At 71.2% G+C, this 25,459-nt stretch carries 17 protein-coding genes and 3 pseudogenes; 12 read left to right on the forward strand and 8 right to left on the reverse strand.

The features are described from left to right. Positions 1–150: 150 nt before the first annotated feature. Positions 151–624: a hypothetical protein gene (locus Q3Y56_RS27020; protein WP_304464411.1), complete on the reverse strand. Its 474-nt coding sequence runs from the start codon at positions 622–624 to the stop codon at positions 151–153. 398 nt (positions 625–1,022) lie between these two features. On the opposite strand from Q3Y56_RS27020, the gene ngcE reads away from it, so the two are divergent. The 9 genes and pseudogenes from ngcE to Q3Y56_RS27065 all read left to right on the forward strand — a co-directional run bounded on the left by ngcE (position 1,023) and on the right by Q3Y56_RS27065 (position 13,334). Then, complete coding sequence (gene ngcE / locus Q3Y56_RS27025) at positions 1,023–2,471, forward strand: N-acetylglucosamine/diacetylchitobiose ABC transporter substrate-binding protein (protein WP_304464412.1); 1,449 nt, start codon at positions 1,023–1,025, stop codon at positions 2,469–2,471. Between the two features lie 76 nt (positions 2,472–2,547). Then, positions 2,548–3,474, forward strand: a complete 927-nt coding sequence (locus Q3Y56_RS27030) for a carbohydrate ABC transporter permease (protein WP_304464413.1) — start codon at positions 2,548–2,550, stop codon at positions 3,472–3,474. Positions 3,475–3,489: 15 nt separating this feature from the next. Beyond that, positions 3,490–4,413, forward strand: a complete 924-nt coding sequence (locus Q3Y56_RS27035; RefSeq protein ID WP_304464414.1) for a carbohydrate ABC transporter permease — start codon at positions 3,490–3,492, stop codon at positions 4,411–4,413. 158 nt (positions 4,414–4,571) lie between these two features. Continuing rightward, positions 4,572–5,770, forward strand: a pseudogene (locus tag Q3Y56_RS27040) (ROK family protein). A gap of 262 nt (positions 5,771–6,032) precedes the next feature. Continuing rightward, positions 6,033–7,133, forward strand: coding sequence for a substrate-binding domain-containing protein (locus tag Q3Y56_RS27045; protein ID WP_304464415.1), 1,101 nt, complete (start codon positions 6,033–6,035; stop codon positions 7,131–7,133). A 278-nt stretch (positions 7,134–7,411) separates the two neighbouring features. Next, positions 7,412–8,200: an ATP-binding cassette domain-containing protein gene (locus Q3Y56_RS27050; protein WP_304464416.1), complete on the forward strand. Its 789-nt coding sequence runs from the start codon at positions 7,412–7,414 to the stop codon at positions 8,198–8,200. Further along, entirely contained in the window at positions 8,197–9,468 is a 1,272-nt protein-coding gene (locus Q3Y56_RS27055) for a sugar ABC transporter permease (RefSeq protein WP_304464417.1), read from the forward strand. The genes Q3Y56_RS27050 and Q3Y56_RS27055 overlap by 4 nt, the downstream gene beginning before the upstream one ends. Before the next feature lie 261 nt (positions 9,469–9,729). Further along, complete coding sequence (gene dxs / locus Q3Y56_RS27060) at positions 9,730–11,661, forward strand: 1-deoxy-D-xylulose-5-phosphate synthase (protein ID WP_304464418.1); 1,932 nt, start codon at positions 9,730–9,732, stop codon at positions 11,659–11,661. A gap of 197 nt (positions 11,662–11,858) precedes the next feature. Beyond that, on the forward strand, positions 11,859–13,334 hold the full coding sequence (locus Q3Y56_RS27065) for an amino acid permease (protein WP_304464419.1): 1,476 nt from the start codon (positions 11,859–11,861) through the stop codon (positions 13,332–13,334). Positions 13,335–13,356: 22 nt separating this feature from the next. On the opposite strand, the gene Q3Y56_RS27070 is transcribed toward Q3Y56_RS27065, so the two are convergent. Continuing rightward, on the reverse strand, positions 13,357–13,764 hold the full coding sequence (locus tag Q3Y56_RS27070) for an NTP pyrophosphohydrolase (RefSeq protein ID WP_304464420.1): 408 nt from the start codon (positions 13,762–13,764) through the stop codon (positions 13,357–13,359). Between the two features lie 47 nt (positions 13,765–13,811). Here Q3Y56_RS27070 and Q3Y56_RS27075 point away from each other — a divergent pair, with 47 nt between their 5' ends. Then, complete coding sequence (locus tag Q3Y56_RS27075) at positions 13,812–14,849, forward strand: hypothetical protein (RefSeq protein ID WP_304464421.1); 1,038 nt, start codon at positions 13,812–13,814, stop codon at positions 14,847–14,849. A gap of 120 nt (positions 14,850–14,969) precedes the next feature. On the opposite strand, the gene Q3Y56_RS27080 is transcribed toward Q3Y56_RS27075, so the two are convergent. From Q3Y56_RS27080 to Q3Y56_RS27100, 5 genes and pseudogenes are all read right to left on the reverse strand, one after another. After that, positions 14,970–17,099, reverse strand: coding sequence for a 3-hydroxyacyl-CoA dehydrogenase NAD-binding domain-containing protein (locus tag Q3Y56_RS27080; RefSeq protein WP_304464422.1), 2,130 nt, complete (start codon positions 17,097–17,099; stop codon positions 14,970–14,972). Next, positions 17,096–18,310, reverse strand: coding sequence for an acetyl-CoA C-acyltransferase (locus Q3Y56_RS27085; protein WP_304464423.1), 1,215 nt, complete (start codon positions 18,308–18,310; stop codon positions 17,096–17,098). Before Q3Y56_RS27085 ends, Q3Y56_RS27080 begins: the two co-directional genes overlap by 4 nt. Positions 18,311–18,492: 182 nt before the next feature. Then, positions 18,493–19,769: pseudogene (locus Q3Y56_RS27090) on the reverse strand (HRDC domain-containing protein). Positions 19,770–19,922: 153 nt separating this feature from the next. Next, on the reverse strand, positions 19,923–20,585 hold the full coding sequence (locus Q3Y56_RS27095) for a response regulator transcription factor (protein ID WP_304464424.1): 663 nt from the start codon (positions 20,583–20,585) through the stop codon (positions 19,923–19,925). Positions 20,586–20,745: 160 nt separating this feature from the next. After that, a pseudogene (locus tag Q3Y56_RS27100) lies at positions 20,746–21,401 on the reverse strand (DUF3000 domain-containing protein). Positions 21,402–21,504: 103 nt separating this feature from the next. On the opposite strand from Q3Y56_RS27100, the gene hemE reads away from it, so the two are divergent. Beyond that, positions 21,505–22,590 carry a uroporphyrinogen decarboxylase gene (gene hemE / locus Q3Y56_RS27105; protein WP_304464425.1) on the forward strand — a complete coding sequence of 362 codons (1,086 nt, stop codon included), beginning with the start codon at positions 21,505–21,507 and terminating at the stop codon, positions 22,588–22,590. A gap of 26 nt (positions 22,591–22,616) precedes the next feature. Here the strand turns inward: hemE and Q3Y56_RS27110 are convergent, their stop codons facing one another. Further along, positions 22,617–23,807 (reverse strand): thiolase family protein, encoded by a 1,191-nt coding sequence (locus Q3Y56_RS27110; RefSeq protein ID WP_304464426.1) that lies wholly within the window; start codon positions 23,805–23,807, stop codon positions 22,617–22,619. A 125-nt stretch (positions 23,808–23,932) separates the two neighbouring features. Here Q3Y56_RS27110 and hemG point away from each other — a divergent pair, with 125 nt between their 5' ends. Next, a complete protein-coding gene (gene hemG / locus Q3Y56_RS27115; RefSeq protein ID WP_304464427.1) occupies positions 23,933–25,459 on the forward strand; it encodes a protoporphyrinogen oxidase in 1,527 nt (508 codons plus the stop codon).

Below are 25,459 nucleotides of genomic sequence, written 5' to 3' on the forward strand. Positions count from 1 at the left end.
CTGGGGCAGAGACCAGTAGGGAGCACGGGGCCGGTGGTGTCAAGGGTGCTGCGCGCGGCGGGAGATGGGGGAGGGGCGAGCGGCGAGGGGCCGCGGAGTCCGTACCCCTGGACTCCGCGGCCCCTCGCCAGGGCGGGCGTGTGCGATCCGTCAGCTGCCGGGCTTCGTGCCCTTCTTGGAGGCGAACGTGACCTGGCACCTCTTCGCCTTCTTGGACGAGTCGGCCTTCGTGCCCGTGACCCTGACGGTCTTCTTGGCATCCCCGGCCACCTCGGCGTAGGACGCCGCGCCCGTGGCGACGACGCTGCTGTTCGCGTCGTAGAACCCCACGAGCAGCGTGTAGTACTGGGTGGTCGACGAGGAATTGGCGATCTTCACGTCGGCATACGGCTTACTGGAGGCGTCCCATCCGCAGTTCCCCATCGTGACGTCCGGGCTGATCAGCCCGTTGATCGGGTCGTCCGGCTCCTCGGTCTCGGTCGGCTCCGGGGCCGGTGTCGTCGGCTGCACGGGCAGCTTCGCCATGGCCTGGCCGACCGCCGTGCCGCTCTTGCTGTCCCCGCTCGACGAGCCGCCGCCGTCCTTCGAGCCGCATCCCGAGGCGAGCGTGAGTGTCGCGACCACGACAACGCTGGTGGCAAGGGGAGCTTCTTACGGAGCACTGGGGAGCCGCCTCTCAATCTGTCGCCCGCACGGCGGCACGCCGTAGGGCCTTCCGTCCCCTACGGTATGTCGAACAGGTCTCAACTCGGGAAAGACGCAGAATAAATGCGCTATCGATCTTGCCCAGTTGTGGAGAAGTGGACTATACCTGTCGGCGTCTGAGCGGCCGTCCGACCCGGCAGCCGCCCCGTGGGGTTGTCGCGCCGGCGGCCTCGCGTCGCATTTGTTTCACGGCTCCCGGCGCGCACCCCAGCACCACAACTCAGCTTCAACCGACCTGCGGTGCCGGCCCCTCGTCCAGGCGAGACGTATGCGGGAGACCGGTTCACCGCCTGTCCGAGAGAAGGCGAGACATGAGCATGGGATTCACCTCAGACAATTCAGGCATCGGACGTCGCGACCTGATCAAGCGATCCGCGGCGCTCGGCATCATCTCCGTCCCGACCGTGAGCGCGCTGTCCGCCTGTGCCACCGGCGGCGGTGACGGGGACAGCGACAACGGCGTCGACAAGAGCAAGGGCGAGACCAGCGCCAAGAATCCGCTGGGCGTGAAGAAGGGCGCCACGCTGGAGGCCTTCATCTTCAAAGGCGGACTCGGTGACGAGTACGCGAGAGACGCGGAAGCCGACTACCGGGCGACCTACGACGCCAAGGTGAACCATACCGGGACCCAGCAGGTCGGCCCGAAGCTCCAGCCCCGTTTTGCGGGCGGCAATCCACCGGACGTCATCGACAACTCCGGCGCCGAACACCTGGATATGAACAACCTGTCCTCGCAGGGACAGCTGGTCGACCTGGCACCGCTGCTCGACGCACCGTCCTTTGACGATCCGAAGAAGAAGGTCCGGGACCTCCTTTATCCCAGCACTCTGGAAAAGGGAAAGCACAAGGATGTCTTCGACGTCCTCTACTACGCCTTCACGGTCTATGGCACCTGGTATTCACAGAAGCTGCTCGACGACAAGGGCTGGGGATACCCCAAGAGCCTGGACGACATGATCCGGCTGTGTGCCGACATCAAGCAGGACGGTATCGCCCCCTGGTCCTACCCCGGGCAGTATCCGTACTACGTCCATTTCAATCTCTTCGCGCAGATCGCCAAGATCGGCGGCATGGAGAAGTGGATCGCGATCGACAACCTGGAGCCCAAGGCATGGTCCTCCAACGACGCGGTCCGGCAGGTCGTCGAGTTCTACGAGGAACTGGCCGCCAAGGGCTACATCCTCAAGGGCAGCGAGGGCCGCTCGCACACCCAGACCCAGACCAAGTGGAACCAGCGCGAGGCGGTCTTCATCCCGAACGGATCCTGGGTGGAGAACGAGTCCCAGTCGACCACGCCGAAGGACTTCGGCATGGCGGTCGGCGCGCTCTTCGACGGCGGCTCGGGCGACGCGATGCCGCACGGCACGGTCCGCGCCGAGCCCAGTGAGCCCTTCATCGTCGCCAAGCAGGGCAAGAACCCGACCGGCGGCATGGAGCTGCTGCGCATCATGCTCTCCAAGAAGCACTCGCAGAACTTCGCCCGGAAGGTGAAGTCGCTCACCTCGGTGATGGGGGCAACCGAGGGAATGGAGCTGACGCCGGGGCTCTCGGCCGCGCGGCAGGTGGTCAAGGACGCCGGCGAGAACCTGGTGTCCATTCAGCTCCAGGAGTGGTACCCGAAGCTGACGGACGAGAAGATCGGCGGCCTGACCCTGGAGCTGCTCACCGGGGACATCAAGGCCAGGGAATGGATCCGGAAGACCCAGCGGTACGCCGACGAGTGGGCCGCCGACGACGAGGTGACGAAGTTCCAGCGGACCGTCTGACAGGTCGTCCGACCTGCCAGGACGAGGTACGAGGAGGGCCGGGAGCGGCATGCGGCGCGGCAAGTACCGATTCATCGTGGGATTCCAGAAGTACCGATTCATCGTGGGGTTCCTGGCCCTGCCTCTGGCCATTTACGGGATCTTCGTGATCTCGCCCTTCATCCAGGCGTTCCAGATCTCCCTGACGGAATGGCGCGGCGTTCCGGGAACCGCCAAATATGTCGGCTTCGAGAACTACGACAAGCTGCTGCACAGCGACGAGTTCATGAACGCGTTGAAACACAACGTGATCATGCTGGCCGTCGTGCCGCTGGTGACCTTGGCGCTGGGGCTGTTCTTCGCCTTCATGCTCAATGTCGGCGGGCGGTCGCGGCGCGGCGCCGTCATCACCGGGGTGCGCGGCTCATCGGCGTACAAGTTCATCTTCTTCTTCCCCCAGGTCATCTCCATCACCATCATCGCGGTGATCTGGTTCAACGTCTTCAACCCCGACCCGAACGACGGCATGCTCAACGGCCTGCTCGGCGCGGTGGGGCTGGAATCGCTGCAGAGCGCCTGGCTCGGCGACAAGGACCTGGCGCTGGGCTGCATGATGATCGTGATGATCTGGGCGCACGTCGGCTTCTATGTCGTCCTCTTCTCCGCGGCCATGGCCAACATTCCGCGGGACATCTACGAGGCGGCGCTGCTGGACGGGGCGAGCCGCATGCACACCTTCTTCCGTATCACCCTGCCGCTGCTGTGGGACACGGTGCAGACGGGGTGGGTCTATATGGGCATCATCGCGATGGACGCCTTCGTGCTGGTGCGCATCATGTCGGGTGGTCTCGGCGGCCCGAACGGGGCGACGGACGTGGTGCCCCTGCGGCTGTATCTGACGGCCTTCGGCCAGGAGAGCAGATTCGGATACGCGGCGGCGATGGGCGTCGCCATGCTGGTGGTCACGCTGCTGTTCGCCGTGCTGACGATGCGTTTCGCGCGTCGTGAGCGGATCGAGTTGTAGGGACGGGACGGATCGATGACGACGGAGATCGACGCCGTAGCGCAGCAGGACACCGTCCCGGCGGCGGGCGAGCGGCGGCGGGGGGAGCCGGCCCGCGGCCGCTCCGAGGGCGGCGTGCTGAACGTGTTCTCCCACGGCATGCTCGCGGTCTGGGCCCTCATGGTGGGCATGCCGCTGCTGTGGGTCATGTGGAGCTCGTTCAAGACCACCGGGGACATTCTCAACCACCCGTGGTCGCTGCCCACCACGCTGCATTTCGAGAACTGGAGCAAAGCCTGGCGGGAGGCCAGCTTCGGCGACTACTTCTACAACACGGTCATCGTGGTCGGCGGCTCGGTCATCGGGACGATGGTGCTGGGCTCCATGGCCGCGTACGTGCTGGCCCGCTTCACCTTCCCCGGCAACCGCCTCATCTACTACCTCTTCGTCGGCGGCATGGCGTTTCCGGTGTTCATGCTGGTCATCCCGCTGTTCTTCGTGATGCGGGACTTCCCGGGCGAGAACCTGCTGGCGACGTACCACGGGCTGATCCTGGTCTACATCGCCTACTCGCTGCCGTTCACGGTCTTCTTCATGACCGCGTTCTTCCGCACCCTGCCGACGTCCGTGGCCGAGGCCGCCATGATCGACGGGGCGTCCCACAGCCGGACCTTCTTCCAGGTGATGCTGCCGATGGCCAAGCCGGGCCTGATCAGCATCGGCATCTTCAACTTCCTGGGGCAGTGGAACCAGTACCTGCTGCCCATGGTGCTCAACCAGGACCAGAAGAAGTACGTGCTCACCCAGGGCCTGGCGGAGATCGCGCTGAACCAGGGGTACAACAGCGACTGGGGCGCGCTGATGGCGGGGATGACCATCGCGATGCTCCCGGTGCTGCTGGTCTATCTGATCTTCCAGCGGCAGGTGCAGGCGGGCCTGACCGCCGGTGCGCTCAAATAGTCCGAGCGGTCCGGACGACTTCTGTCAAGGTCTTGACGTGGGGCAACCCAGGCGGCTCAGCTTAGGGTTCACATGTTGGAGACAGTGCCGGGTCCCATCGTCGCGGCCCGGCCGGTGGCCGGCCGTCGTGCCGTCCGTCGAGGCAGGAGTGGATGGGCGTGGAGACTCCGGGGTCGCAGTCATCGCTGCACCGGGCCAACCTGGAGCGGGTCGTACGAGCGGTACGGATGGCGGGCTCGCTGACCCAGGCGGAGATCGCCCGGAGTACGGGCCTGTCCGCCGCCACGGTCTCCAACATCGTCCGCGAGCTCAAGGACGGTGGAACGGTCGAGGTCACGCCCACCTCGGCGGGCGGCCGCCGGGCCCGCAGCGTCTCGCTGAGCGGTGACGCGGGCATCGTCGTCGGCGTGGACTTCGGCCATACCCACCTGAGGGTCGCCATCGGCAACCTCGCGCACCAGGTGCTCGCCGAGGAGGCAGAGCCGCTGGACGTGGACGCCTCCGCCGCACAGGGCATGGACCGCGCGGAGCACCTGGTCAGCCGCCTGATCGCGGCCACCGGCAGCAGCCCGGACAAGGTCATCGGGGTCGGGCTCGGCGTGCCCGGTCCGATCGACATCGCGACCGGCGCGCTCGGTTCGACCGCCATCCTGCCGGGCTGGGTGGGCACCAACCCGCGCGACGACCTCGCCGCGCGGCTCGGCGTCCCGGTCCACGTCGACAACGACGCCAACCTGGGCGCGCTGGGCGAGCTGGTCTGGGGCTCCGGTCGCGGGGTCGCGGACCTCGCGTACATCAAGATCGCCAGCGGTGTCGGCGCCGGGCTGGTCATCAACGGACAGATCTACCGGGGCCCGGCGGTACGGCGGGCGAGATCGGGCACATCACGCTGGACGAGTCGGGGCCGGTGTGCCGCTGCGGCAACCGCGGCTGCCTGGAGACCTTCACCGCCGCCCGGTACGTGCTGCCGCTGCTGCACTCCAGCCACGGCGCCGATCTGACCGTGGAGCGGATGGTGCAGCTCGCCAGGGAGGGCGACCCCGGCTGCCGCCGCGTGATCGCGGACGTGGGCCGGCACATCGGCAGCGGCGTGGCCAACCTGTGCAACCTGCTGAACCCCAGCCGGGTGGTGCTCGGCGGACACCTCGCCGAGGCCGGTGACCTGGTCCTCAACCCCATCCGCGAGTCGGTCGCGCGGTACGCGATCCCCAGCGCGGCACGCCAGCTGTCGGTGGTGCCCGGCGCGCTGGGCGGCCGGGCGGAGGTGCTGGGGGCGCTCGCGCTCGTCCTCAGCGAGATGGGCGACTCGACGCTGCTGGACGGCGCGCTGCCGCCGAGGGCCGCGGCCCTGAACTGAGCCCGGCCGCGCCGGACACGTGGCTGAAAAGGGTCCCTCGGGGCGGCTGTCGAGCCGGCCCGGGGCGCGGCCGGACGGGCGTCGGCGGCTCCTCATCGCCGCCTACCGAAGGCCCCATATCACCTTGAGTTCAGACAGATAACGAATGGCACCGTTGCCATCTCGTTAAGGATTTACTTCTTGACGACATCCTGGCGGCCGAGTTGACTTCCAGCCACCTCGGCCGCTCATGACGCGGCCTCGTCAGGGAGGTCACCCCCATATGAACGCCACGATGCGTCGCGTCGCCATTGCCACCGCCGCCATATCCATGGCCGCGTCCCTCGCCGCCTGCGGTTCGGCGAAGGAAGCCGGAGGCGGCAAGGAGAGAGAGAAGAAGGCCACCGGCCCGCTCACCATCGGCCTGCTTCTCCCGGAGGACCAGACCGCGCGGTACGAGAACTTCGACAAGCCGCTGATCACCAAGCACATCAAGCGCCTGTGCGCCGAGTGCGAGATCCAGTACGCCAACGCCAAGTCCGACCCCTCGGTACAGCAGCAGCAGGTCGACTCGATGATCACCAAGGACGTCGACGTGATCATCCTCGACGCGGTGGACTCCAAGGCCATCGCCAGCTCGGTGGAGAAGGCCGACGAGGCGGGCATCCCGGTCGTCGCCTACGACCGGCTCGCCGAGGGCCCGATCTCCGGCTACACCTCCTTCGACAACGAGGAGGTCGGCAAGGTCCAGGGCAAGGCGCTGCTCAAGGCCCTCGGCGGCAAGGCCGAGGACGGCAAGATCGTCATGCTCAACGGCTGGGAGGCCGACCCCAACGCCGCCGACTTCAAGAAGGGCGCGCTCTCCGTCCTCAAGGGCAAGGTCAAGATCGGCAAGTCCTACGACGTCGACCGCTGGCTGCCGGACAAGGCCAACGAGGCCATGAACGGCGCCGTCTCCTCGCTCGGCAAGGACGAGATCATCGGCGTCTACTCCGCCAACGACGGCATGGCGGGCGGCGCCATCACCGCCCTGGAGAACAGCGGCTTCGACCCGCTGCCCCCGGTCACCGGCCAGGACGCCGAGCTCGCCGGTGTCCAGCGTGTCCTCACCGGCGACCAGTACATGAGCGTCTACAAGCCGTACGACCCGGAGGCCACCGCCGCCGCCGAGATGGCCATCGCGCTCGGCCGCGGCCAGAAGGTCAACGCCTCCGCCACCGTGGACAGCGCGACCGACAAGGGCATCCCGGCCACGCTCATCACGCCGCTCGCGCTGACGAAGGACAACATCAAGGACACCGTCGTCAAGGACGGGCTGTGGAAGATCGACGAGATCTGCACGGCGAAGTTCGCCTCCGCCTGCGCGGCAGCCGGCCTGAAGTAACGGGCCGCCGCCCCGCGGCGGCACCCGCGTGGTGCTGACGGGCGGGGGCGCGGCTCCGCCGCCGGGGCCGAACCGGCCACCGGCGGCGGGCCCGCCCCACGCCCTCGCCCTCGGCTACGGCCCGCGGCCCCGGCCGCCGGCTCCCCGGCGGGCGCTCGGCGCCCGCTCCAGCCCAGGAACGCCGCACCACTCCCGCGGCGGCTCCCCTCTGACATGCAAGCGCGGGAGAGCCCCCCCTCCTCCCGCAATCCGCAGGGTCACCCTGCCCTAGATCGGAGATGGCCATCGTGCCGAACGAACCCGTACTGGCATTGCGCGGGATCTCCAAGCGGTTCGGCGCCGTGCAGGCGCTCACCGACGTCCACCTGGAGGTCCACGCCGGTGAGGTGGTCGCCCTCGTCGGCGACAACGGCGCCGGAAAGTCCACCCTCGTCAAGACCATCGCGGGCGCCGGCCCCGCCGACGACGGCGTCGTCCAGTGGTGCGGCAGGCCCGTGCAGATCCAGCGCCCGCACGACGCCCAGGAACTGGGCATCGCGACCGTGTACCAGGACCTCGCCCTCTGCGACAACATCGACGTGGTCGGCAACCTCTTCCTGGGCCGGGAGCTCCGGCGCGCCGGAGCCCTGGACGAGGTCGAGATGGAGCGCCGCTCGCTCGAGCTGCTCAGCACCCTGTCGATCCGCATCCCCAGCGTGCGCATCCCGATCGCCTCGCTCTCCGGAGGCCAGCGGCAGACCGTCGCCATCGCCCGCTCGATGCTCGGCAACCCCAAGCTCGTGATCCTGGACGAGCCGACCGCCGCCCTCGGTGTGGAGCAGACCGCCCAGGTGCTCGACCTGGTCGAGCGGCTGCGGGAGCGCGGCCTCGCCGTGATCCTCATCAGCCACAACATGGCCGACGTCAAGGCCGTCGCGGACCGGGTCGCGGTCCTGCGGCTGGGCCGCAACAACGGCACCTTCGACGTGCGGACCACGTCCCAGGAAGAGATCATCGCCGCCATCACCGGCGCCACGGACAACGCTGTATCCCGCCGCAAGGCGCGCAACGGGGAGGTCGCCAAGTGACCACCAACACGCACACCCCCGACCCGGCGCCGGTCGCCAAGGGCGCCGTCGCCGCCGTCGACCCCCGGCTGCTGGTCCGCGAGGAGGGCCTCAAGGGCTACCTGAAGGAGTTCGGCCGCAAGCTGCGCAGCGGCGACCTGGGGGCGCTCCCGGTCATCGTCGGCATCGCCGTCATCTGGGCCGTCTTCCAGTGGCAGGACGACGCCTTCCTCTCCCCGAAGAACCTCTCCGACCTGTCGATCCTGATCACGGGCACCGGCCTGATCGCGGTCGGCATCGTCTTCGTCCTGCTGCTCGGCGAGATCGACCTGTCCGTCGGCTCGGTCAGCGGTCTGACCGCCGCGGTCATGGGCGTCCTCAGCGTCCGGCAGGGCGTGCCCGAAGAGCTCGCGGTGCTCGTGGCCCTGGCCAGCGGCGCGGTCCTCGGGGCGGTGCACGGCTTCATCTTCGCCAGGATCGGCGTACCGGCGTTCGTCGTCACCCTCGCCGGACTCCTCGCCTGGAACGGCCTGATGCTCCAGGTGCTCGGCGCCACCGGCACCGTCCGCCTCGACCGCGACGGCTTCGTCCGCACCCTGAGCTCCCACTACTTCACCGACATCGCCGCCGCCTACGGGGCGGCGACGGTGGCCGTGGCGGCGTTCTTCCTCGCGCAGTTCCTCGACGCCCGGCGGCGCGCGGCGGCGGGCGTCCCGGCCCGGCCGCTGGGCGAGATCCTCGTGCGCACGGCCGTACTCGCCGTCATCGCCTTCGCCACGGCGTGGAAGCTCAACGAGTACAAGGGGCTGCCCCTGGCCTTCCTGATCTTCCTGGTGGTGCTGGTCGCCCTGGACTTCGTGGTGCGCCGCACCGCCTACGGCCGCAAGGTGATCGCGCTGGGCGGCAGCGTCGAGGCGGCCCGCCGCGCGGGCATCAGCGTCACCGGCGTCCGCGTCTCGGTCTACGCGATCGCCGGGGCCATGGCCGCCTCCGGCGGACTCATGATCGCCTCCCGGGTCGGCAGCGCCAGCCAGCAGTCCGGCACCGGCAACCTGCTCATGGAGGCCATCGCCGCCGCCGTCATCGGCGGCACCAGCCTCTTCGGCGGCCGCGGTACGGTCTGGTCGGCGCTGCTCGGCATGCTGGTCATCGGTTCGATCTCCTCCGGCATGAACCTGATCGGGGCCTCGAACTCGGTCCAGTACATGATCACCGGCGCGGTGCTGCTCGCCGCCGTCGTGATCGACTCGGTCTCCCGCAAGACCCAGCGCTCGGCGGGCCGAGGCTGACCCCGGCGGGCCTGCGGGCCCGCCACGCGTCGGCCGACCCGTACGGACCTGCGCGCATGTACCCGGTGCCCGGCACCGCCCCGGAGGCGGTGCCGGGCATACATGTGTACGACGATCACTCCCGTGACATACATCGCCTAGGCCGATCACATCCCGTTGCGGCCGGAACATTAGACTCGACGGACCTGCCAAGCACGGACCTGCCAAGCTCGGCACACCACAATCAGCAGGCTCGGCACACTCGACAGCAAGGAGGCACGGGTGGCGTTGCTGACCCGCATCAGGGGACCGCGCGATCTGGACCGGCTCACGCCCGGACAGCTGGACCGGCTGGCGGCGGAGATCCGCACCTTCCTCGTCGAAGAGGTCTCCAAGACCGGCGGCCACCTCGGGCCCAACCTCGGTGTGGTCGAGCTCACCATCGCCCTGCACCGGGTGTTCCACAGCCCCAAGGACAAGATCCTCTTCGACACCGGGCACCAGTCCTACGTGCACAAGCTGCTCACCGGGCGGCAGGACTTCACCAACCTCAAGGGCAAGGGCGGCCTGTCCGGCTACCCCTCGCGGGCCGAGTCCGAGCACGACGTCATCGAGAACAGCCACGCCTCCACCGTGCTGGGCTGGGCCGAGGGCATCGCCAAGGCCAACGAGCTGCGCGGCCGCCGCGACCACCACGTCGCCGCCGTCATCGGCGACGGCGCGCTGACCGGCGGCATGGCCTGGGAGGCGCTGAACAACATCGCCGCCGCCAAGGACCGCCCGCTGGTCATCGTCGTCAACGACAACGAGCGCTCCTACGCCCCGACCATCGGGGGCCTGGCCAACCACCTCGCCACGCTCCGCACCACCGACGGCTACGAGCGCTTCCTGGCCCGCGGCAAGGACATCCTGGAGCGCACCCCCGTGGTGGGGAAGCCGCTGTACGAGACGCTGCACGGCGCCAAGAAGGGCCTGAAGGACTTCATCGCCCCGCAGGGCATGTTCGAGGACCTGGGCCTGAAGTACGTCGGCCCCATCGACGGCCACGACATCGAGGCGCTGGAGTCCGCCCTGCAGCGCGCCAAGCGCTTCAACGGTCCGGTCATCGTGCACTGCCTCACCGAGAAGGGCCGCGGCTACCAGCCCGCCCTCCAGGACGAGGCCGACCGGTTCCACGCCGTCGGCAAGATCCACCCCGACACCGGGCTGCCGATCGCCGCGTCCGGCGCCGACTGGACCTCCGTCTTCGGCGAGGAGATGGTCAAGCTGGGCGAGGAGCGCGACGACATCGTCGCGATCACCGCCGCGATGCTCCAGCCGGTCGGCCTCGACAGGTTCGCCAAGCGCTTCCCCGACCGCGTCTACGACGTCGGCATCGCCGAGCAGCACGCGGCCGTCTCCGCCGCCGGACTGGCCACCGGCGGCCTGCACCCGGTCGTCGCCGTCTACGCCACCTTCCTCAACCGGGCCTTCGACCAGGTGCTCATGGACGTGGCGCTGCACCAGTGCGGCGTGACCTTCGTCCTGGACCGCGCCGGGATCACGGGCACCGACGGCGCCTCGCACAACGGCATGTGGGACATGTCGATCCTCCAGGTCGTCCCCGGCCTGCGGATCGCCGCCCCGCGCGACGCCGACCAGGTCCGCGCCCAGCTCCGCGAGGCCGTGGAGGTCGACGACGCGCCGACCGTCGTGCGCTACTCCAAGGGCGCGGTCGGCCCGGCGGTGCGGGCCCTGTCCCGGATCGGCGGCATGGACGTGCTGCGCGAGCCCGGCACCGAGCGGCCCGACGTGCTCCTGGTCTCCGTCGGCGCCCTCGCGCCGATGTGCCTGGAGATCGCCGGTCTCCTCGACCAGCAGGGCATCACCACCACCGTCGTCGACCCGCGCTGGGTCAAGCCGGTCGACGAGGCGCTGCCCGGCCTCGCCGCACGCCACCGCGTCGTCGTCACCGTCGAGGACAACAGCCGGGTGGGCGGCGTCGGTTCCGCCGTGTCGCAGGCGCTGCGCGACGCGGGCGTGGACGTGCCGCTGCGCGACTTCGGTATCCCGCCGCGCTTCCTGGACCACGCCTCCCGCAAGGAGGTCATGGCCGAGATCGGGCTGACCGCGCCGGACATCGCCCGGCAGGTCACCGGGCTGGTCGCGCGGATCGACGCGCCGCGCGAGAAGGCCGCGGACGAGGCCGCGCCCGCCGAGGTCGCCGGCGACTGACCCCGCGAGCACCGGTTCTCCCGGGCCGGTCGGCCGTCCGTACGACGCACGCACGGACATAGGCCGACCGGCCCAGCGCCTCTCACCCCCCGCGCCCTCCTATCGGATGAATCACGCGTCCGCGGGGGTGTGCCTGCACCGCCGCCGTCCGATGACCACAACGATGGCGCGGACGGGCCAGCGTGAGAGGTGCACCGGTGAGCGTTTTCCGGACCAAGACGGTCGAGCAGTCCATCCAAGACACGGAGGAGCCCGAGCACGCCCTCCGCAAGTCGCTGTCCGCGTTCGATCTCATGGTCTTCGGCGTCGGTGTCATCATCGGCACCGGCATCTTCGTCCTGACCGGCAAGGTCGCACGGGACACCGCGGGCCCCGCCACCGCCCTCGCCTTCGTGGCCGCCGGTGTGGTGTGCGCGCTGGCGGCCCTGTGCTACGCCGAGTTCGCCTCGACGGTGCCCGTGGCCGGGTCCGCGTACACCTTCTCGTACGCCTCGCTCGGCGAGCTGCCCGCCTGGATCATCGGCTGGGACCTGATCCTGGAGTTCGCCCTCGGCACCGCCGTGGTCGCGGTCGGCTGGTCCGGCTATGTGCGGTCGCTGATGGACAACGCGGGCTGGCACCTGCCGAACGTGCTGGAAGGCCCCGACGCCCCGGACGGGGTCTTCGACCTGCTCGCCTTCGTGCTCGTGCTGCTGCTGACGGCCATCCTGGTCGTCGGGATGAAGCTGTCCGCCCGGCTCACGGCGATCGTCGTCCTGATCAAGCTGGCCGTGGTGCTGATCGTCATCATCGCCGGATCCTTCTTCATCCACGCCGACAACTACGACCCGTTCATCCCCAAGGCGCAGGGCCAGACGTCCGGTTCGGGGCTCGACGCGCCACTGATCCAGGTGATGTTCGGCTACGAGCCCACGTCCTTCGGCGTCCAGGGCATCTTCACCGCGGCCTCCGTGGTGTTCTTCGCGTTCATCGGCTTCGACATCGTGGCGACCACGGCAGAGGAGACCAGGAACCCGCAGCGCGACATGCCGCGCGGCATCCTCGGCTCCCTCCTCATCTGCACCGTGCTCTACGTCGCGGTGTCGGTCGTGGTCACCGGAATGCAGAACTACAAGCTGCTGACGGTGGACGCGCCGCTCGCCGACGCCTTCAAGGCGACCGGCCACCCCTGGTACGCGGGCCTCATCAGCTTCGGCGCCGCCGTCGGCCTCACCACGGTGTGCATGATCCTGCTGCTCGGCCAGACGCGGGTGTTCTTCGCGATGAGCCGCGACGGGCTCCTCCCCAGGTTCTTCTCGAAGGTGCACCCGCAGTTCTCCACGCCGTACCGGTCCACCGTCCTGCTCGGCTGCATCATCGCCGTCATCGCGGGCTTCACCAGCATCTCCGAGCTGGCGACGCTGGTGAACATCGGCACGCTCTTCGCGTTCGTCGTGGTCGCGATCGGGGTCATCGTCCTGCGCCGCACCCGCCCCGACCTGCACCGGGCCTTCCGCACCCCCTGGGTGCCCGCCCTGCCGATCGCGTCGGTCGCCGCCTCCACCTGGCTGATGCTCAATCTGCCGTCCGAGACGTGGGTGCGGTTCGGCGTCTGGATGGGGATCGGCTTCGTCATCTACTTCCTCTACGGGCGCTCCCACAGCCGCATGAGCGCCGCCGCCGAGCAGCGTTGAGCGAAGCGACGGCCGCGGGCCGCTATCCGGGGCGTACGGCGCGCGGGCCCACCACCGCCGTACCCAGCGCCGCCACCCGCGCCCGCAGCTCCCGGTCCGCCGTCACCACCAGGCACCGGCGGTCCGGCGCCCGCTTCCGCGCCAGCTCCACGATCCGGTCGTCCCCGCTGCCCGTCGCGGCCGCCACCCGCACCCCGGCCACCGGCTCGACCCCGCGCGCCGCCCCCTCCACCACCAGGACGATCTCCAGCGGTGCCCGGGTGGCCCAGTCCGGCACGCCGTCCTGTTCGGGCAGCCCTCGCGCGGCGCGCTCCACCAGCCGGTCCCGCAGCCGCTCGGCCGCACCGTGCCGGTCCCGCCACCAGCCGTCGGGGACCGACCCCACGACGTTCGCCGCGTCCACGATGATCAAAGGGACCTCTGTCGCCACGCGAAATATTATGGTCGGAAACGATCGGGAAAGGTTGGCGGCGATCCATGGCGTTGCGGATGCTCCGCGGCAAGGACGGCCGGCTCACGGCGTACGCCCTGGTGGCGGGCGGCATCGCCCGCTGGACCGAGCTCCGGCCGGGCGGCCCCGAGTGGACCGGACCGCAGCTCTTCGAGACCCCGGGACTCACCGACATCACCGTCGCCCAGGGCGCGGACGGCTACACGCACCTCATCGGCCTACGCCGCAAGGCCGTGGGCGACGAGCGCACCGACGTGGAACTGGTGCACGCCACCCAGTTCCAGACCGGCCGCCCCCTGACCGGCTGGCACTCGCTGGGCACCCCGCACCCCAAGGACTGGCGCAAGGCGCTCAAGGTCGGCGCCCCGACCGCCGCCGTCGACGTCTCCGGGGCCGTCCACGTCTTCGTACGCAACGCGGGCCGAGGGGTGAGTGCCCGGCGGCAGGACGCGAAGGGCAAGTGGGGCGGCTGGCTCGACCTCAAGGGCAAGGAGGTGGTGGACGGGCTGTCCGCGACCGCGACCGCCGACGGCCGCCTGGAGGTCTTCGCGCCCACCGAGGACGGCGCGCTGCGCTGGTACCAGCCGGAGCCCGGCGGCGGCCTCCAGCGCGGCGACGACGTGACCGCGCGGCCCAGCCCCGGCTCGGTCTCGGCTGTGGAGAGCAGCCGCGACACCCTGACCCACTACTGGCGCGACCAGCGGACCGGCGCCGTGTGCGCCTACCGCCCGGGCGCCGGGACGACGGCCTCGCTCGGCGGGGAGACCGGCATCGGGCCGGTCGCGGTGGTCCGCGCCGAGATAGAGGGCCACGACTGCACCCTCGTCGCCCAGCGCGACACCAGGACCGGTCGGCTGGCGGTCGCCGCCCACCCGAGCGAGGACGAGGCGGCCGGGGTGTGGTGGACCGCGACCGGCGAACCGGGCCTGGCGGAGCCCGCGCTGGCGCTGGACGCCTCGGACCGCGTGGTGCTGGCCGCGATGGGCCCGGACGGCGGGCTGCGGGTCGCCCGGCAGAAGACCACGGAGCCGGGGCTGGCGCTCCACGCCTGGCAGCACGTCTGACCCGCGGGCCGCCGGTCCCGGTCGGCGGGCGGACGGTTCACGACGACAAGGCGACAAGGCGACATGACGACGGGCCGTACGGGAGACCTTCCCGTACGGCCCGTCGGGCGTTGTGCGGCGTTACGCCGGGACGCTCGCCACGCCCTGAGCCAGGAACCGCTTGCCGTTCACCCGCTCGGAGACGCCCTCACGGTCCAGGTACGGCGTGATGCCGCCCAGGTGGAAGGGCCAGCCCGCGCCGGTGATCAGGCACAGGTCGATGTCCTGCGCCTCGGCGACGACGCCCTCGTCCAGCATCAGGCCGATCTCCTGGGCCACCGCGTCCAGGACGCGGGCCCGCACCTGCTCCTCGGTCAGGACGGAGTCGCCCTGCTTGAGGAGGGCGGCGACCTCCGGGTCCAGCTCCGGCTTGCCGGAGTCGTAGACGTAGAAGCCGCGCTTGCCCGCCTCGACGACCGCCTTGAGGTTCGGCGAGACCGTGAAGCGCTCCGGGAACGCGCCGTTCAGGGTCTCCGAGACGTGCAGGCCGATCGCCGGACCGACCAGCTCCAGCAGGACCAGCGGCGACATCGGCAGGCCCAGCGGCTCGACCGCCTTCTCCGCCGTCTCGACCGGGGTGCCCTCGTCGATGACGTTCTGGATCTCGCCCATGAAGCGGGTGAGGATGCGGTTGACCACGAACGCCGGGGCGTCCTTGACCAGGACGCCGGTCTTCTTCAGCTTCTTGGCGACGGCGAAGGCCGTGGCCAGCGACGCGTCGTCGGTCTGCTCGCCGCGCACGATCTCCAGCAGCGGCAGGATCGCGACCGGGTTGAAGAAGTGGAAGCCCACGACCCGCTCGGGGTGCTTGAGCTTCGACGCCATCTCGGAGACCGACAGCGAGGAGGTGTTGGTGGCGAGGATGGCGTGCTCCGGCACGACCGCCTCGACCTCGGCGAACACCTTCTGCTTGACGCCCATCTCCTCGAAGACGGCCTCGATGACGAAGTCCGCGTCGCCGAAGGCGGCGGCCTTGTCCAGCGAGCCGGTCACGGCCGCCTTGAGGCGGTTCGCCTTGTCCTGGTTGACCCGGCCCTTGAGGAGCAGCTTGTCGATCTCGCCGTGGACGTAGGCCACGCCCTTGTCGACGCGCTCCTGGTCGATGTCGGTGAGGACGACCGGGACCTCCAGGCGGCGGAGGAAGAGGAGCGCCAGCTGAGAGGCCATCAGACCCGCGCCGACGACGCCGACCTTGGTGACCGGGCGGGCCAGCGACTTGTCCGGCGCGCCGGCCGGGCGCTTGCCGCGCTTCTGCACCAGGTTGAAGGCGTAGATGCCGCTGCGCAGCTCGCCGCCCATGATCAGGTCCGCCAGCGCCTGGTCCTCGGCGTCGAAGCCCTGGCGCAGGTCGCCGTTCTTGGCGGCCGAGATGATGTCCAGCGCGCGGTAGGCGGCCGGGGCCGCGCCGTGCACCTTGGAGTCGGCGATGGCCCGGCCGCGCTCGACGGCCTGGTCCCACGCCTCGCCGCGGTCGATCTCGGCCCGCACGACCTCGGTCTCGCCCTTGAGGACGGACGCGGTCCAGATCAGCGACTGCTCCAGGAAGTCGGCGCCCTCGAAGATCGCGTCAGCGATCCCGAGCTCGTGCACCTGCTTGCCCTTGAGCTGCTTGTTCTGGTTGAGGGAGTTCTCGATGATGACCGAGACCGCGCGGTCGGCGCCGATGAGGTTCGGCAGGACCGTGCAGCCGCCCCAGCCGGGGACGAGGCCGAGGAAGACCTCGGGCAGCGAGAAGGCGGGCACGGCCTGGGAGACCGTGCGGTAGGTGCAGTGCAGACCCACCTCGACGCCGCCGCCCATCGCCGCGCCGTTGTAGTACGCGAACGTCGGCACGGCCAGCGCGGACAGGCGCTTGAAGACGTCGTGGCCGCCCTTGCCGATGGCCAGCGCGTCCTCGTGGCGCCCCAGCAGCTCCACGCCCTTGAGGTCGGCGCCGACGGCGAAGATGAACGGCTTGCCGGTGATGCCGACGCCGACGATCTCGCCGTCCGCGGCCTCCTTCTCGACCTGGTCGAGGGCGGTGTTGAGGTTCGCCAGCGACTGCGGGCCGAAGGTGGTCGGCTTGGTGTGGTCGAAGCCGTTGTCCAGCGTGATGAGCGCGAAGCGCCCGGCGCCGGACGGCAGGTCGAGGTGGCGGACGTGGGCCTGGGTGACGACCTCGTCCGGGAAGAGCTCGGCGGCGCCCTTCAGAAGCTCAGCGGTGGTGCTCACTTGCCCTCCCAGTGGGGGTTCTCCCAGATCACGGTGGCGCCCATGCCGAAGCCGACGCACATGGTGGTCAGGCCGTAGCGGACGTGCGGCTGCTCCTCGAACTGGCGGGCCAGCTGCGTCATCAGACGGACGCCGGAGGAGGCCAGCGGGTGGCCGAAGGCGATCGCGCCGCCGTACTGGTTCACGCGGGCGTCGTCGTCGGCGATGCCGTAGTGCTCCAGGAAGGCCAGCACCTGCACGGCGAAGGCCTCGTTGATCTCGAACAGGTCGATGTCGGAGATCGCCAGGCCGGCCTGCGCCAGGGCCTTCTCGGTGGCCGGGATCGGGCCGTAGCCCATGACCTCCGGCTCGACGCCGGCGAAGGCGTACGAGACCAGGCGCATCTTGACCGGGAGGTTGTTCTCGCGGGCGAAGTCCTCGGAGGCGATCAGCGAGGCGGTGGCGCCGTCGTTGAGGCCCGCGGCGTTGCCCGCGGTGACGCGCCCGTGCACGCGGAACGGCGTCTTGAGGTTCGCCAGGTTCTCCAGCGTGGTGCCCGGGCGCATCGGCTCGTCGGCGGTGACCAGGCCCCAGCCGGTCTCGCCGACCTCGGGGTTGGTGCGGCGCACCGAGATCGGGACCAGGTCCTGCTGGATCTTGCCGTCGGCGTACGCCTTGGCGGCCTTCTCCTGCGAGCGCACGGCGTACTCGTCGGCGCGCTGCTTGGTGATGGTCGGGTAGCGGTCGTGCAGGTTCTCGGCGGTCATGCCCATGAACAGGGCCGACTCGTCGACGAGCTTCTCCGACACGAAGCGCGGGTTCGGGTCGACGCCCTCGCCCATCGGGTGGCGGCCCATGTGCTCGACACCGCCCGCGATGGCGACGTCGTACGCGCCGAAGGCGACCGAGCCGGCGACCGAGGTGACGGCCGTGAGCGCGCCGGCGCACATGCGGTCGATCGAGTAGCCCGGGACGGACTGCGGCAGGCCCGCGAGGATGCCCGCGGTGCGCCCCAGGGTCAGGCCCTGGTCACCGATCTGCGTGGTCGCGGCGATGGCGACCTCGTCGATCTTCTTGGGGTCGAGGTCCGGGTTGCGGCGCAGCAGCTCCCGGATCGCCTTCACGACGAGGTCGTCGGCGCGGGTCTCGTGGTAGATGCCCTTCGGGCCCGCCTTGCCGAATGGGGTCCGGACGCCGTCGACGAAGACGACGTCCCTAGCGGTACGAGGCACGTTGGCTCTCCTCCAGGTGCGGGATGGCACTGCTGCGGGCACGCGGTGAGCGCGTGCCTCCACGCCGCACATGCTACTTGTGGGTAACCAAGCTGCACAGTCCTCCGCGCCCAAGCGGTGAAGGTCACACGAGAGCCCTTTTGCGACGGCGGGGCTCCGCCCTTGAGGCCCGCTGCCGGGCGTCAGCCGGAGGTCGCCTTCAGGGCCGTCACCAGGACCGGCGTGACCTGCTCGACCTGCCACGGCCTGGCGCCGTGGCCGGACAGCACGGCCGCGATGTCCTCGGGCGTCGGCTCGACCGGCGGCTCCCAGCACAGCCGGCGCACCGTGTCCGGGGCGATGAGGTTCTCCTGCGGCATGGTGAGCCGCTCGGCCAGCCGGGTCACCGCCGTACGGGCCGCGGAGAGCCGCGCCGCCGCGGCCGGGTCCTTGTCCGCCCAGGCGCGCGGCGGGGGCGGACCGGTCAGCGGCTGGCCCGGCTGCGGCAGCTCCGTGTCCGGCAGCGCCCGCGCCCGGTCGATCGCCTCCTGCCACTGCTCGAGCTGGCGACGGCTCGTACGGTGGCCGAAACCGTTCAGCGCGGCGAGCGCGCGGGCGGTGGACGGCAGCGCCAGGGCGGCCTCGACGATCGCCGCGTCGCTCAGCACCTTGCCGGGCGAGACGTCCCGGCGCTGGGCGATCCGGTCGCGCGCCTCCCACAGCTCGCGCACCACCGCCATCTGCCGACGCCGCCGGACCTTGTGCATCCCCGACGTGCGCCGCCACGGGTCCTTGCGCGGCGGGGCGGGCGGGGCCGCGGCGATCGCCGCGAACTCCTGGTGCGCCCAGTCCAACTTCCCCTGCCGCGCCAGCTCTTCCTCCAGCGCGTCCCGCAGGTCGACCAGCAGCTCCACGTCCAGGGCGGCGTACCGCAGCCAGGGCTCGGGCAGCGGGCGGGTGGACCAGTCGACGGCGGAGTGGCCCTTCTCCAGGGCGTAGCCGAGGACGTTCTCCACCATGGCGCCCAGACCCACGCGCGCGAACCCGGCGAGCCGACCGGCCAACTCGGTGTCGAAGAGGCGGTCCGGAACCATGCCTATGTCGCGCAGGCAGGGCAGGTCCTGGGTGGCGGCGTGCAGCACCCATTCGGCGCCGGACAGCGCGGCGCCCAGGGGGCGAGGTCGGGGCAGCCGACGGGGTCGATCAGGGCGGTGCCCGCCCCGGCCCGGCGCAACTGCACCAGATAGGCGCGTTGCCCGTAGCGGTAGCCCGAGGCGCGCTCGGCGTCCACGGCGACCGGGCCGTGCCCGGCGGCGAAGGCCGCCACCACGGCGTCCAGGTCCTCGGGCTCCGCGATGACGGGAGGGACGCCCTCGCGCGGCTCCAGCAAGGGGACCGGCGCCGGCGGGAGGTCGGCCGGGGGAGCGCCCCCAGGGGTTCGCAGTGTCGTCTCTGCTGCGGTCTCTTGGGCGTCGGTCACCCCTCAAGGGTATCTGTGCGCGAGCGGAATGCAGGGCGCCCGCCGACGGAACGTTCCGTCGGCGGGCGCCCTGGGGAGGAGAAGAGGGGTGTGGAGGGGGAAAGCAGGCTCAGGGGTATCGGGGATGTCGCGGATGTCGGGATGTCAGGGGCCTCAGTGGATGATGCCCGTGCGCAGGGCGACGGCGACCATTCCGGCCCGGTCGCCGGTGCCCAGCTTGCGGGCGATCCGCGCCAGGTGGCTCTTGACCGTCAGCGCGGACAGGCCCATCGAGACGCCGATGGCCTTGTTGGACTGGCCCTCCGCAACCAGCCGCAGCACCTCGACCTCGCGACCGGACAACTCGCGGTAGCCGCCCGGGTGGCCCGGCGCGCCGGGCGGCCGGCGGTGCAGCCGGGCGGCCGCGGCGCCGATCGGCGCGGCTCCGGGGCGGCCGGGCAGCCCCAGGTTGGTGCGGGTGCCGGTGACGACGTAGCCCTTGACGCCGCCGGCGAGCGCGTTGCGTACGGCGCCGATGTCGTCGGCGGCGGACAGTGCCAGTCCGTTGGGCCAGCCCGCGGCGCGGGTTTCGGACAGCAGGGTGAGGCCGGAGCCGTCGGGGAGGTGGACGTCGGCGACGCAGATGTCGCGCGGGTTGGCGATGCGGGGGCGGGCTTCGGCGATCGACGACGCCTCGATGACATCGCGTACGCCCAGCGCCCACAGGTGGCGGGTGACGGTGGAGCGCACGCGCGGGTCGGCGACGACGACCATGGCCGTCGGCTTGTTCGGGCGGTAGGCGACCAGGCTGGACGGTTGCTCAAGGAGAACAGACACCAGGCCTCCTGGAGGGGAGAGGAGATGGGTGGGGGCGGTCATCTGGTCCTTCGGCACCCATATGGCCCGGCTTTAGAGAATGATCACGATCGAGTGAGTAACAATTCGGACAATTCGGATGACTGCTCGATCGTGTGGGATCCCTTGAGATCCCTCCCGATCACCGGGAGCGCGGTCCGCGCCGCTGCGGCAGCGAGACCACGCCCGGGTCCGCGCCGCCCACCGGCGGCAGCCCCGCGATCTGGCACAGCAGATCACACCAGGCCGCCAGATGCGCCCCGGTGTCCGGCACCCCGGCGGCGTCCGACGGCGTCCAGGACGCCCGGATCTCGATCCGCGTCGACGGCTCGCGGCCCGCCAGCCCGCCGAAGTGGTGCGAGCTCGCCAGGGTCACGGTGCCGCTCGGCTCCCCGTACTCGACCTCACGCGCCTGGAGCGCCCCGGTCAGCCAGGACCAGCACACCTCCGGAAGCAGTGGGTCCGCCGCCATCTCCGGCTCCAGGTCCGCGTGCACCAAGGTCACCAGCCGGAAGGTGCCGCGCCAGGCGTCGTGCCCCGCCGGGTCGTGCAGCAGGATCAGCCGCCCGTCGGCCAGCTCCTCCTCCTCGCCGCCCCCGGCGTCCACGGCGACCACCGCTTCCAACGCGTACGAGAACGGCGCCAGTCGGCGCGGCGCGGGGTGGGCTCCAGCTCCACCTCGGCCCGTGGCGGCAACCCCCGCAGTCCGGCAACCGCGTGCCGGAACGCCAGCGGGGCGCCGCCCTGACCATCCGTGCCGTCCGCACCGTCCGCGAGATGTCCCTGAGCCGCTGCCATGCTCGGAAGACTAGGCCGTGGCGCGCCGTACGGGACGTAGGGACACCCGGGTTGTCGGGTCACTCGTTCGGCCGGATTCCGCTCGCGTGCGAAGATTTACCGCATGAGCCTCTCCGACCGGCCGACGGGCCAGCAGCAGCACGGCAACAGCGCGGCGTCCGCCGCGCGGGATTCGGCGTTCCTGCGGGCCTGCCGACGCGAGCCCGTACCCCATACGCCGGTGTGGTTCATGCGCCAGGCCGGGCGCTCGCTGCCGGAGTACCGCGAGGTCCGCCAGGGGATCGCGATGCTCGACTCCTGCATGCGCCCCGACCTCGTCACCGAGATCACCCTCCAGCCGGTGCGCCGCCACAAGGTGGACGCCGCCATCTTCTTCAGCGACATCGTGGTCCCGCTCAAGGCCATCGGCATCGACCTCGACATCAAGCCCGGCGTCGGCCCGGTCATCGCGCAGCCGATCCGCACCCGCGCCGATCTGGACCGGCTCCGCACGCTGGAACCGGACGATGTGAAGTACGTCACCGAGGCCATCGGCATGCTCGTCGGCGAGCTGGGCAGCACGCCGCTCATCGGCTTCGCGGGCGCGCCGTTCACCCTCGCCAGCTACCTCGTCGAGGGCGGCCCGTCCCGCAACCACGAGCACACCAAGGCGCTCATGTACGGCGAGCCGGAGCTGTGGGCCGACCTGCTGGACCGCCTCGCGGACATCACCGCCGCCTTCCTGAAGGTGCAGATCGAGGCGGGCGCCTCCGCCGTCCAGCTCTTCGACTCCTGGGTCGGCGCGCTCGCCCCCGCCGACTACCGCCGCAGCGTCATGCCCGCCTCCGAGAAGGTCTTCGCCGCGGTGGCCCCGTACGAGGTGCCGCGCATCCACTTCGGCGTGGGTACGGGCGAACTCCTCGGGCTGATGGGCGAGGCGGGCGCGGACGTCGTGGGCGTCGACTGGCGGGTGCCGCTGGACGAGGCCGCCCGCCGGGTGGGCCCCGGGAAGGCGCTCCAGGGCAACCTCGACCCGGCGGTGCTCTTCGCGTCGCCCGAGGCCGTGGAGGACAAGGCCCGCGAGGTGCTGGACGCGGCGAGCGGGCTCGAAGGCCACGTCTTCAACCTCGGCCACGGTGTGCTGCCGGACACCGACCCGGACGCGCTGACCCGGCTCGTGGAGTACGTGCACACGCGCACCGCGCGCTGACCGTAGCCTCAGCGTTCCGGGACCGATCAGCGTTCCAGGACCAGGGCCTCGCCCTGCCCGACCCCGATGCACAGGGTGGCGACGCCGGTGCCGGAGCCGCGCGCCGCGAGCTGGTGGGCGACGGCCCCGGCCAGCCGCGCGCCGGAGGCGCCCAGCGGGTGGCCGATGGCGATCGCGCCGCCGCGCGGGTTGACGACCGCCGGGTCGAGTTCCGGCCATTCGGCCAGGCAGCCCAGTGCCTGGGCGGCGAACGCCTCGTTCAGCTCGACCGTCGCCAGGTCGGGATACGAGCGGCCCGCCTTGGCGAGCGCGCGGTGCACCGCCTCCACCGGGCCGAGGCCGAAGAACTGCGGTTCGATGCCGGTGACCGCGCGGGCGCCGATCCGGGCGAGGGGTTCGCGTCCGGTGGCCCGCAGCCCTTCCTCGTCGCACAGCAGCAGGGCGGCCGCCCCGTCGTTGAGCGGCGAGGAGTTCCCGGCGGTGACCGTGCCCCCCTTGCGGAAGACCGGCTTCAGCGAGGCCAGCGCCTCCATGGAGGTGCTGTCCCGGATGGTCTCGTCGCGGGTGAGGCCGGTGTCCGGGTAGCCGGCGACCTCGGCGTCGTACGCGCCGTCCTGCCAGGCGCGGGCCGCCTTGCGGTGGCTGTCGAGGGCGAACGCGTCCTGCGCCTCGCGGGTGATGCCGTGCTTGTCGGCGATGAGTTCGGCGCCCTCGCCCAGGGCCACCGTCCACTCCGGCGGCATGTCCGGGTTGGTCATCCGCCAGCCCAGGGTGGTGGAGTACAGCTCCTGGTGCCCGGCGGGGAAGGCCCGCTCGGGCTTGGGCAGCACCCACGGGGCGCGCGACATCGACTCGACACCGCCGGCCAGCGCGACGTGCGCGTCGCCGACGGCGATCGCGCGGGCCGCCTGGACGACCGACTCGAGCCCGGAGGCGCACAGCCGGTTCACGGTCGTACCGGGCACCGACACCGGAAGCCCGGCCAGCAGCACGGCCATCCGGGCGACGTCGCGGTTCTCCTCGCCGGCGCCGTTGGCGTTGCCGAAGTACACGTCGTCGATACGGGCCGGGTCGAGGGCGGGCGTACGGGCGACCAGGGTCCGGACGACGTGGGCGGCCAGGTCGTCGGGGCGCACCCCGGACAGCGCGCCGCCGTACTTCCCCACCGGCGTGCGGACGGCGTCGACGACGTACACGTCCCGAATGCGGTCGCTCATGCTGGCCTCGAACCTCTTCCCCGGGTGTCCCGAACGATTGATCGGTCGGTGCGAGTCTCGGCCCGGCGCTTGCGGGGTGTCAATGGGGTGATTGGGGTGCAGAGGGCGTTTGAGAAGGTGGAGTCATGAACGCACAGGGGAGTGCAGGGACAGGCCGCGTCGTCGTCATCGGCGGCGGGATCTCCGGGCTGGCGGCCGCCCACCGGCTGCTGGCGGGCGGCGCCCGGGTGACCGTGCTGGAGGCCTCCGCGCGGCTGGGCGGCAAGCTGTACGCGGGCGAGATCGCGGGACTCCCCGTGGACCTCGGCGCCGAGTCGATCCTCGCGCGGCGGCCGGAGGCGGTCGAGCTGGCACGGGCGGCCGGGATCGGCGAGCTGTTGCAGCCGCCGGCGACGACCAGCGCCAAGGTGTGGACACGCGGCGGCCTGCGCCCCATGCCCAAGGGACATGTCATGGGGGTGCCGGGCGACCCGGCGCCGCTCGCCGCCTCCGGGGTGCTCTCGGACGACGGGCTCGCGCGCATCGCGCGCGAGGTCGAGCTGGCGCGCCCGGAGCTCGGCGACGACGTCGCGATCGGCGAGTTCGTCGCGGCCCGCTTCGGCCGGGAGGTCGTGGACCGGCTGGTGGAGCCGTTGCTGGGCGGGGTGTACGCGGGCGACGCCTACCGCATCTCGATGCGCGCCGCCGTGCCCCAGCTGTTCGAGGCGGCCCGTACGCACGGCTCGCTGACCGAGGCCGTCCGCGCCGTGCAGCGACGGGCCCAGGCGGCCGTGCACCAGCAGGGTGAGCCGGTGTTCACCGGCGTCGCCGGGGGAGTGGGGCGGCTGCCCGAGGCCGTCGCCGACGCCGTACGGGCGGCGGGCGGCGAGATCCGCACCGGCACGTCGGTCGACGAGCTGCGGCGCGGCACCCCGGGTGCCCTGCGGACGGATCGCACCGCAGACGCGCACGGGCGATGGGCAGATGGCACCGCAGACGAGCAAGGGCACCGCGCTGGCGGCGGGTGGACGGTCGTCGCCGGCGGGGAGGTGCTCACCGCCGACGCCGTGGTGCTCGCGGTCCCGGCGCCCGCCGCGGCCCGGCTCCTGGGTGCCGACGCACCGGGCGCCGCGGCCGAGCTGGCCACCGTCGACTACGCCTCGATGGCGCTGGTCACCATGGTCTTCCGGCGGGCGGAGCTGTCCGCGCTCCCGGACGGCAGCGGGTTCCTCGTGCCGCCCGTGGACGGCCGCCGGATCAAGGCGTCCACCTTCTCCAGCCAGAAGTGGGGCTGGGTCCGGGACGCCGACCCGGACCTCTTCGTCCTCCGTACCTCGATCGGGCGGTTTGAGGACGACGACGACCTGAAGCGCGACGACGCCGATCTGGTAGGGATCTCGCTCGCGGACCTCGGGGAGGCGTTCGGCCTCGCGGCCCGCCCCGTGGCGACCCGGGTGACCCGGTGGGACCGCGGGCTGCCGCAGTACCCCGTCGGCCACCTCGGCCGCGTCGCCCGCATCCGGGAGCAGGTCGCGAAGCTGCCGGGCCTCGCGGTCTGCGGCGCGGTCTACGACGGCGTGGGCATCCCCGCCTGCATCGCGAGCGCCTGGCGTGCGGCGGACGGGCTGCTGGCCACCCTGCCGCCGGGCGCCGCGGGCGGCGCGCGAGAATAG

The organism is Streptomyces sp. XD-27 (assembly GCF_030553055.1).
GTDB lineage: Bacteria > Actinomycetota > Actinomycetes > Streptomycetales > Streptomycetaceae > Streptomyces.

What these genes read in the sequence shown, in the direction of transcription:
- ngcE (WP_304464412.1), top strand. Translation starts at nt 1,023, where the DNA reads ATGGGATTCACCTCAGACAATTCAGGCATCGGACGTCGCGACCTGATC.
- Q3Y56_RS27035 (WP_304464414.1), top strand. Translation starts at nt 3,490, where the DNA reads ATGACGACGGAGATCGACGCCGTAGCGCAGCAGGACACCGTCCCGGCG.
- Q3Y56_RS27045 (WP_304464415.1), top strand. Translation starts at nt 6,033, where the DNA reads ATGAACGCCACGATGCGTCGCGTCGCCATTGCCACCGCCGCCATATCC.
- Q3Y56_RS27050 (WP_304464416.1), top strand. Translation starts at nt 7,412, where the DNA reads ATGGCCATCGTGCCGAACGAACCCGTACTGGCATTGCGCGGGATCTCC.
- Q3Y56_RS27075 (WP_304464421.1), top strand. Translation starts at nt 13,812, where the DNA reads ATGGCGTTGCGGATGCTCCGCGGCAAGGACGGCCGGCTCACGGCGTAC.
- hemE (WP_304464425.1), top strand. Translation starts at nt 21,505, where the DNA reads ATGAGCCTCTCCGACCGGCCGACGGGCCAGCAGCAGCACGGCAACAGC.
- Q3Y56_RS27110 (WP_304464426.1), bottom strand. Translation starts at nt 23,807, where the DNA reads ATGAGCGACCGCATTCGGGACGTGTACGTCGTCGACGCCGTCCGCACG.
- hemG (WP_304464427.1), top strand. Translation starts at nt 23,933, where the DNA reads ATGAACGCACAGGGGAGTGCAGGGACAGGCCGCGTCGTCGTCATCGGC.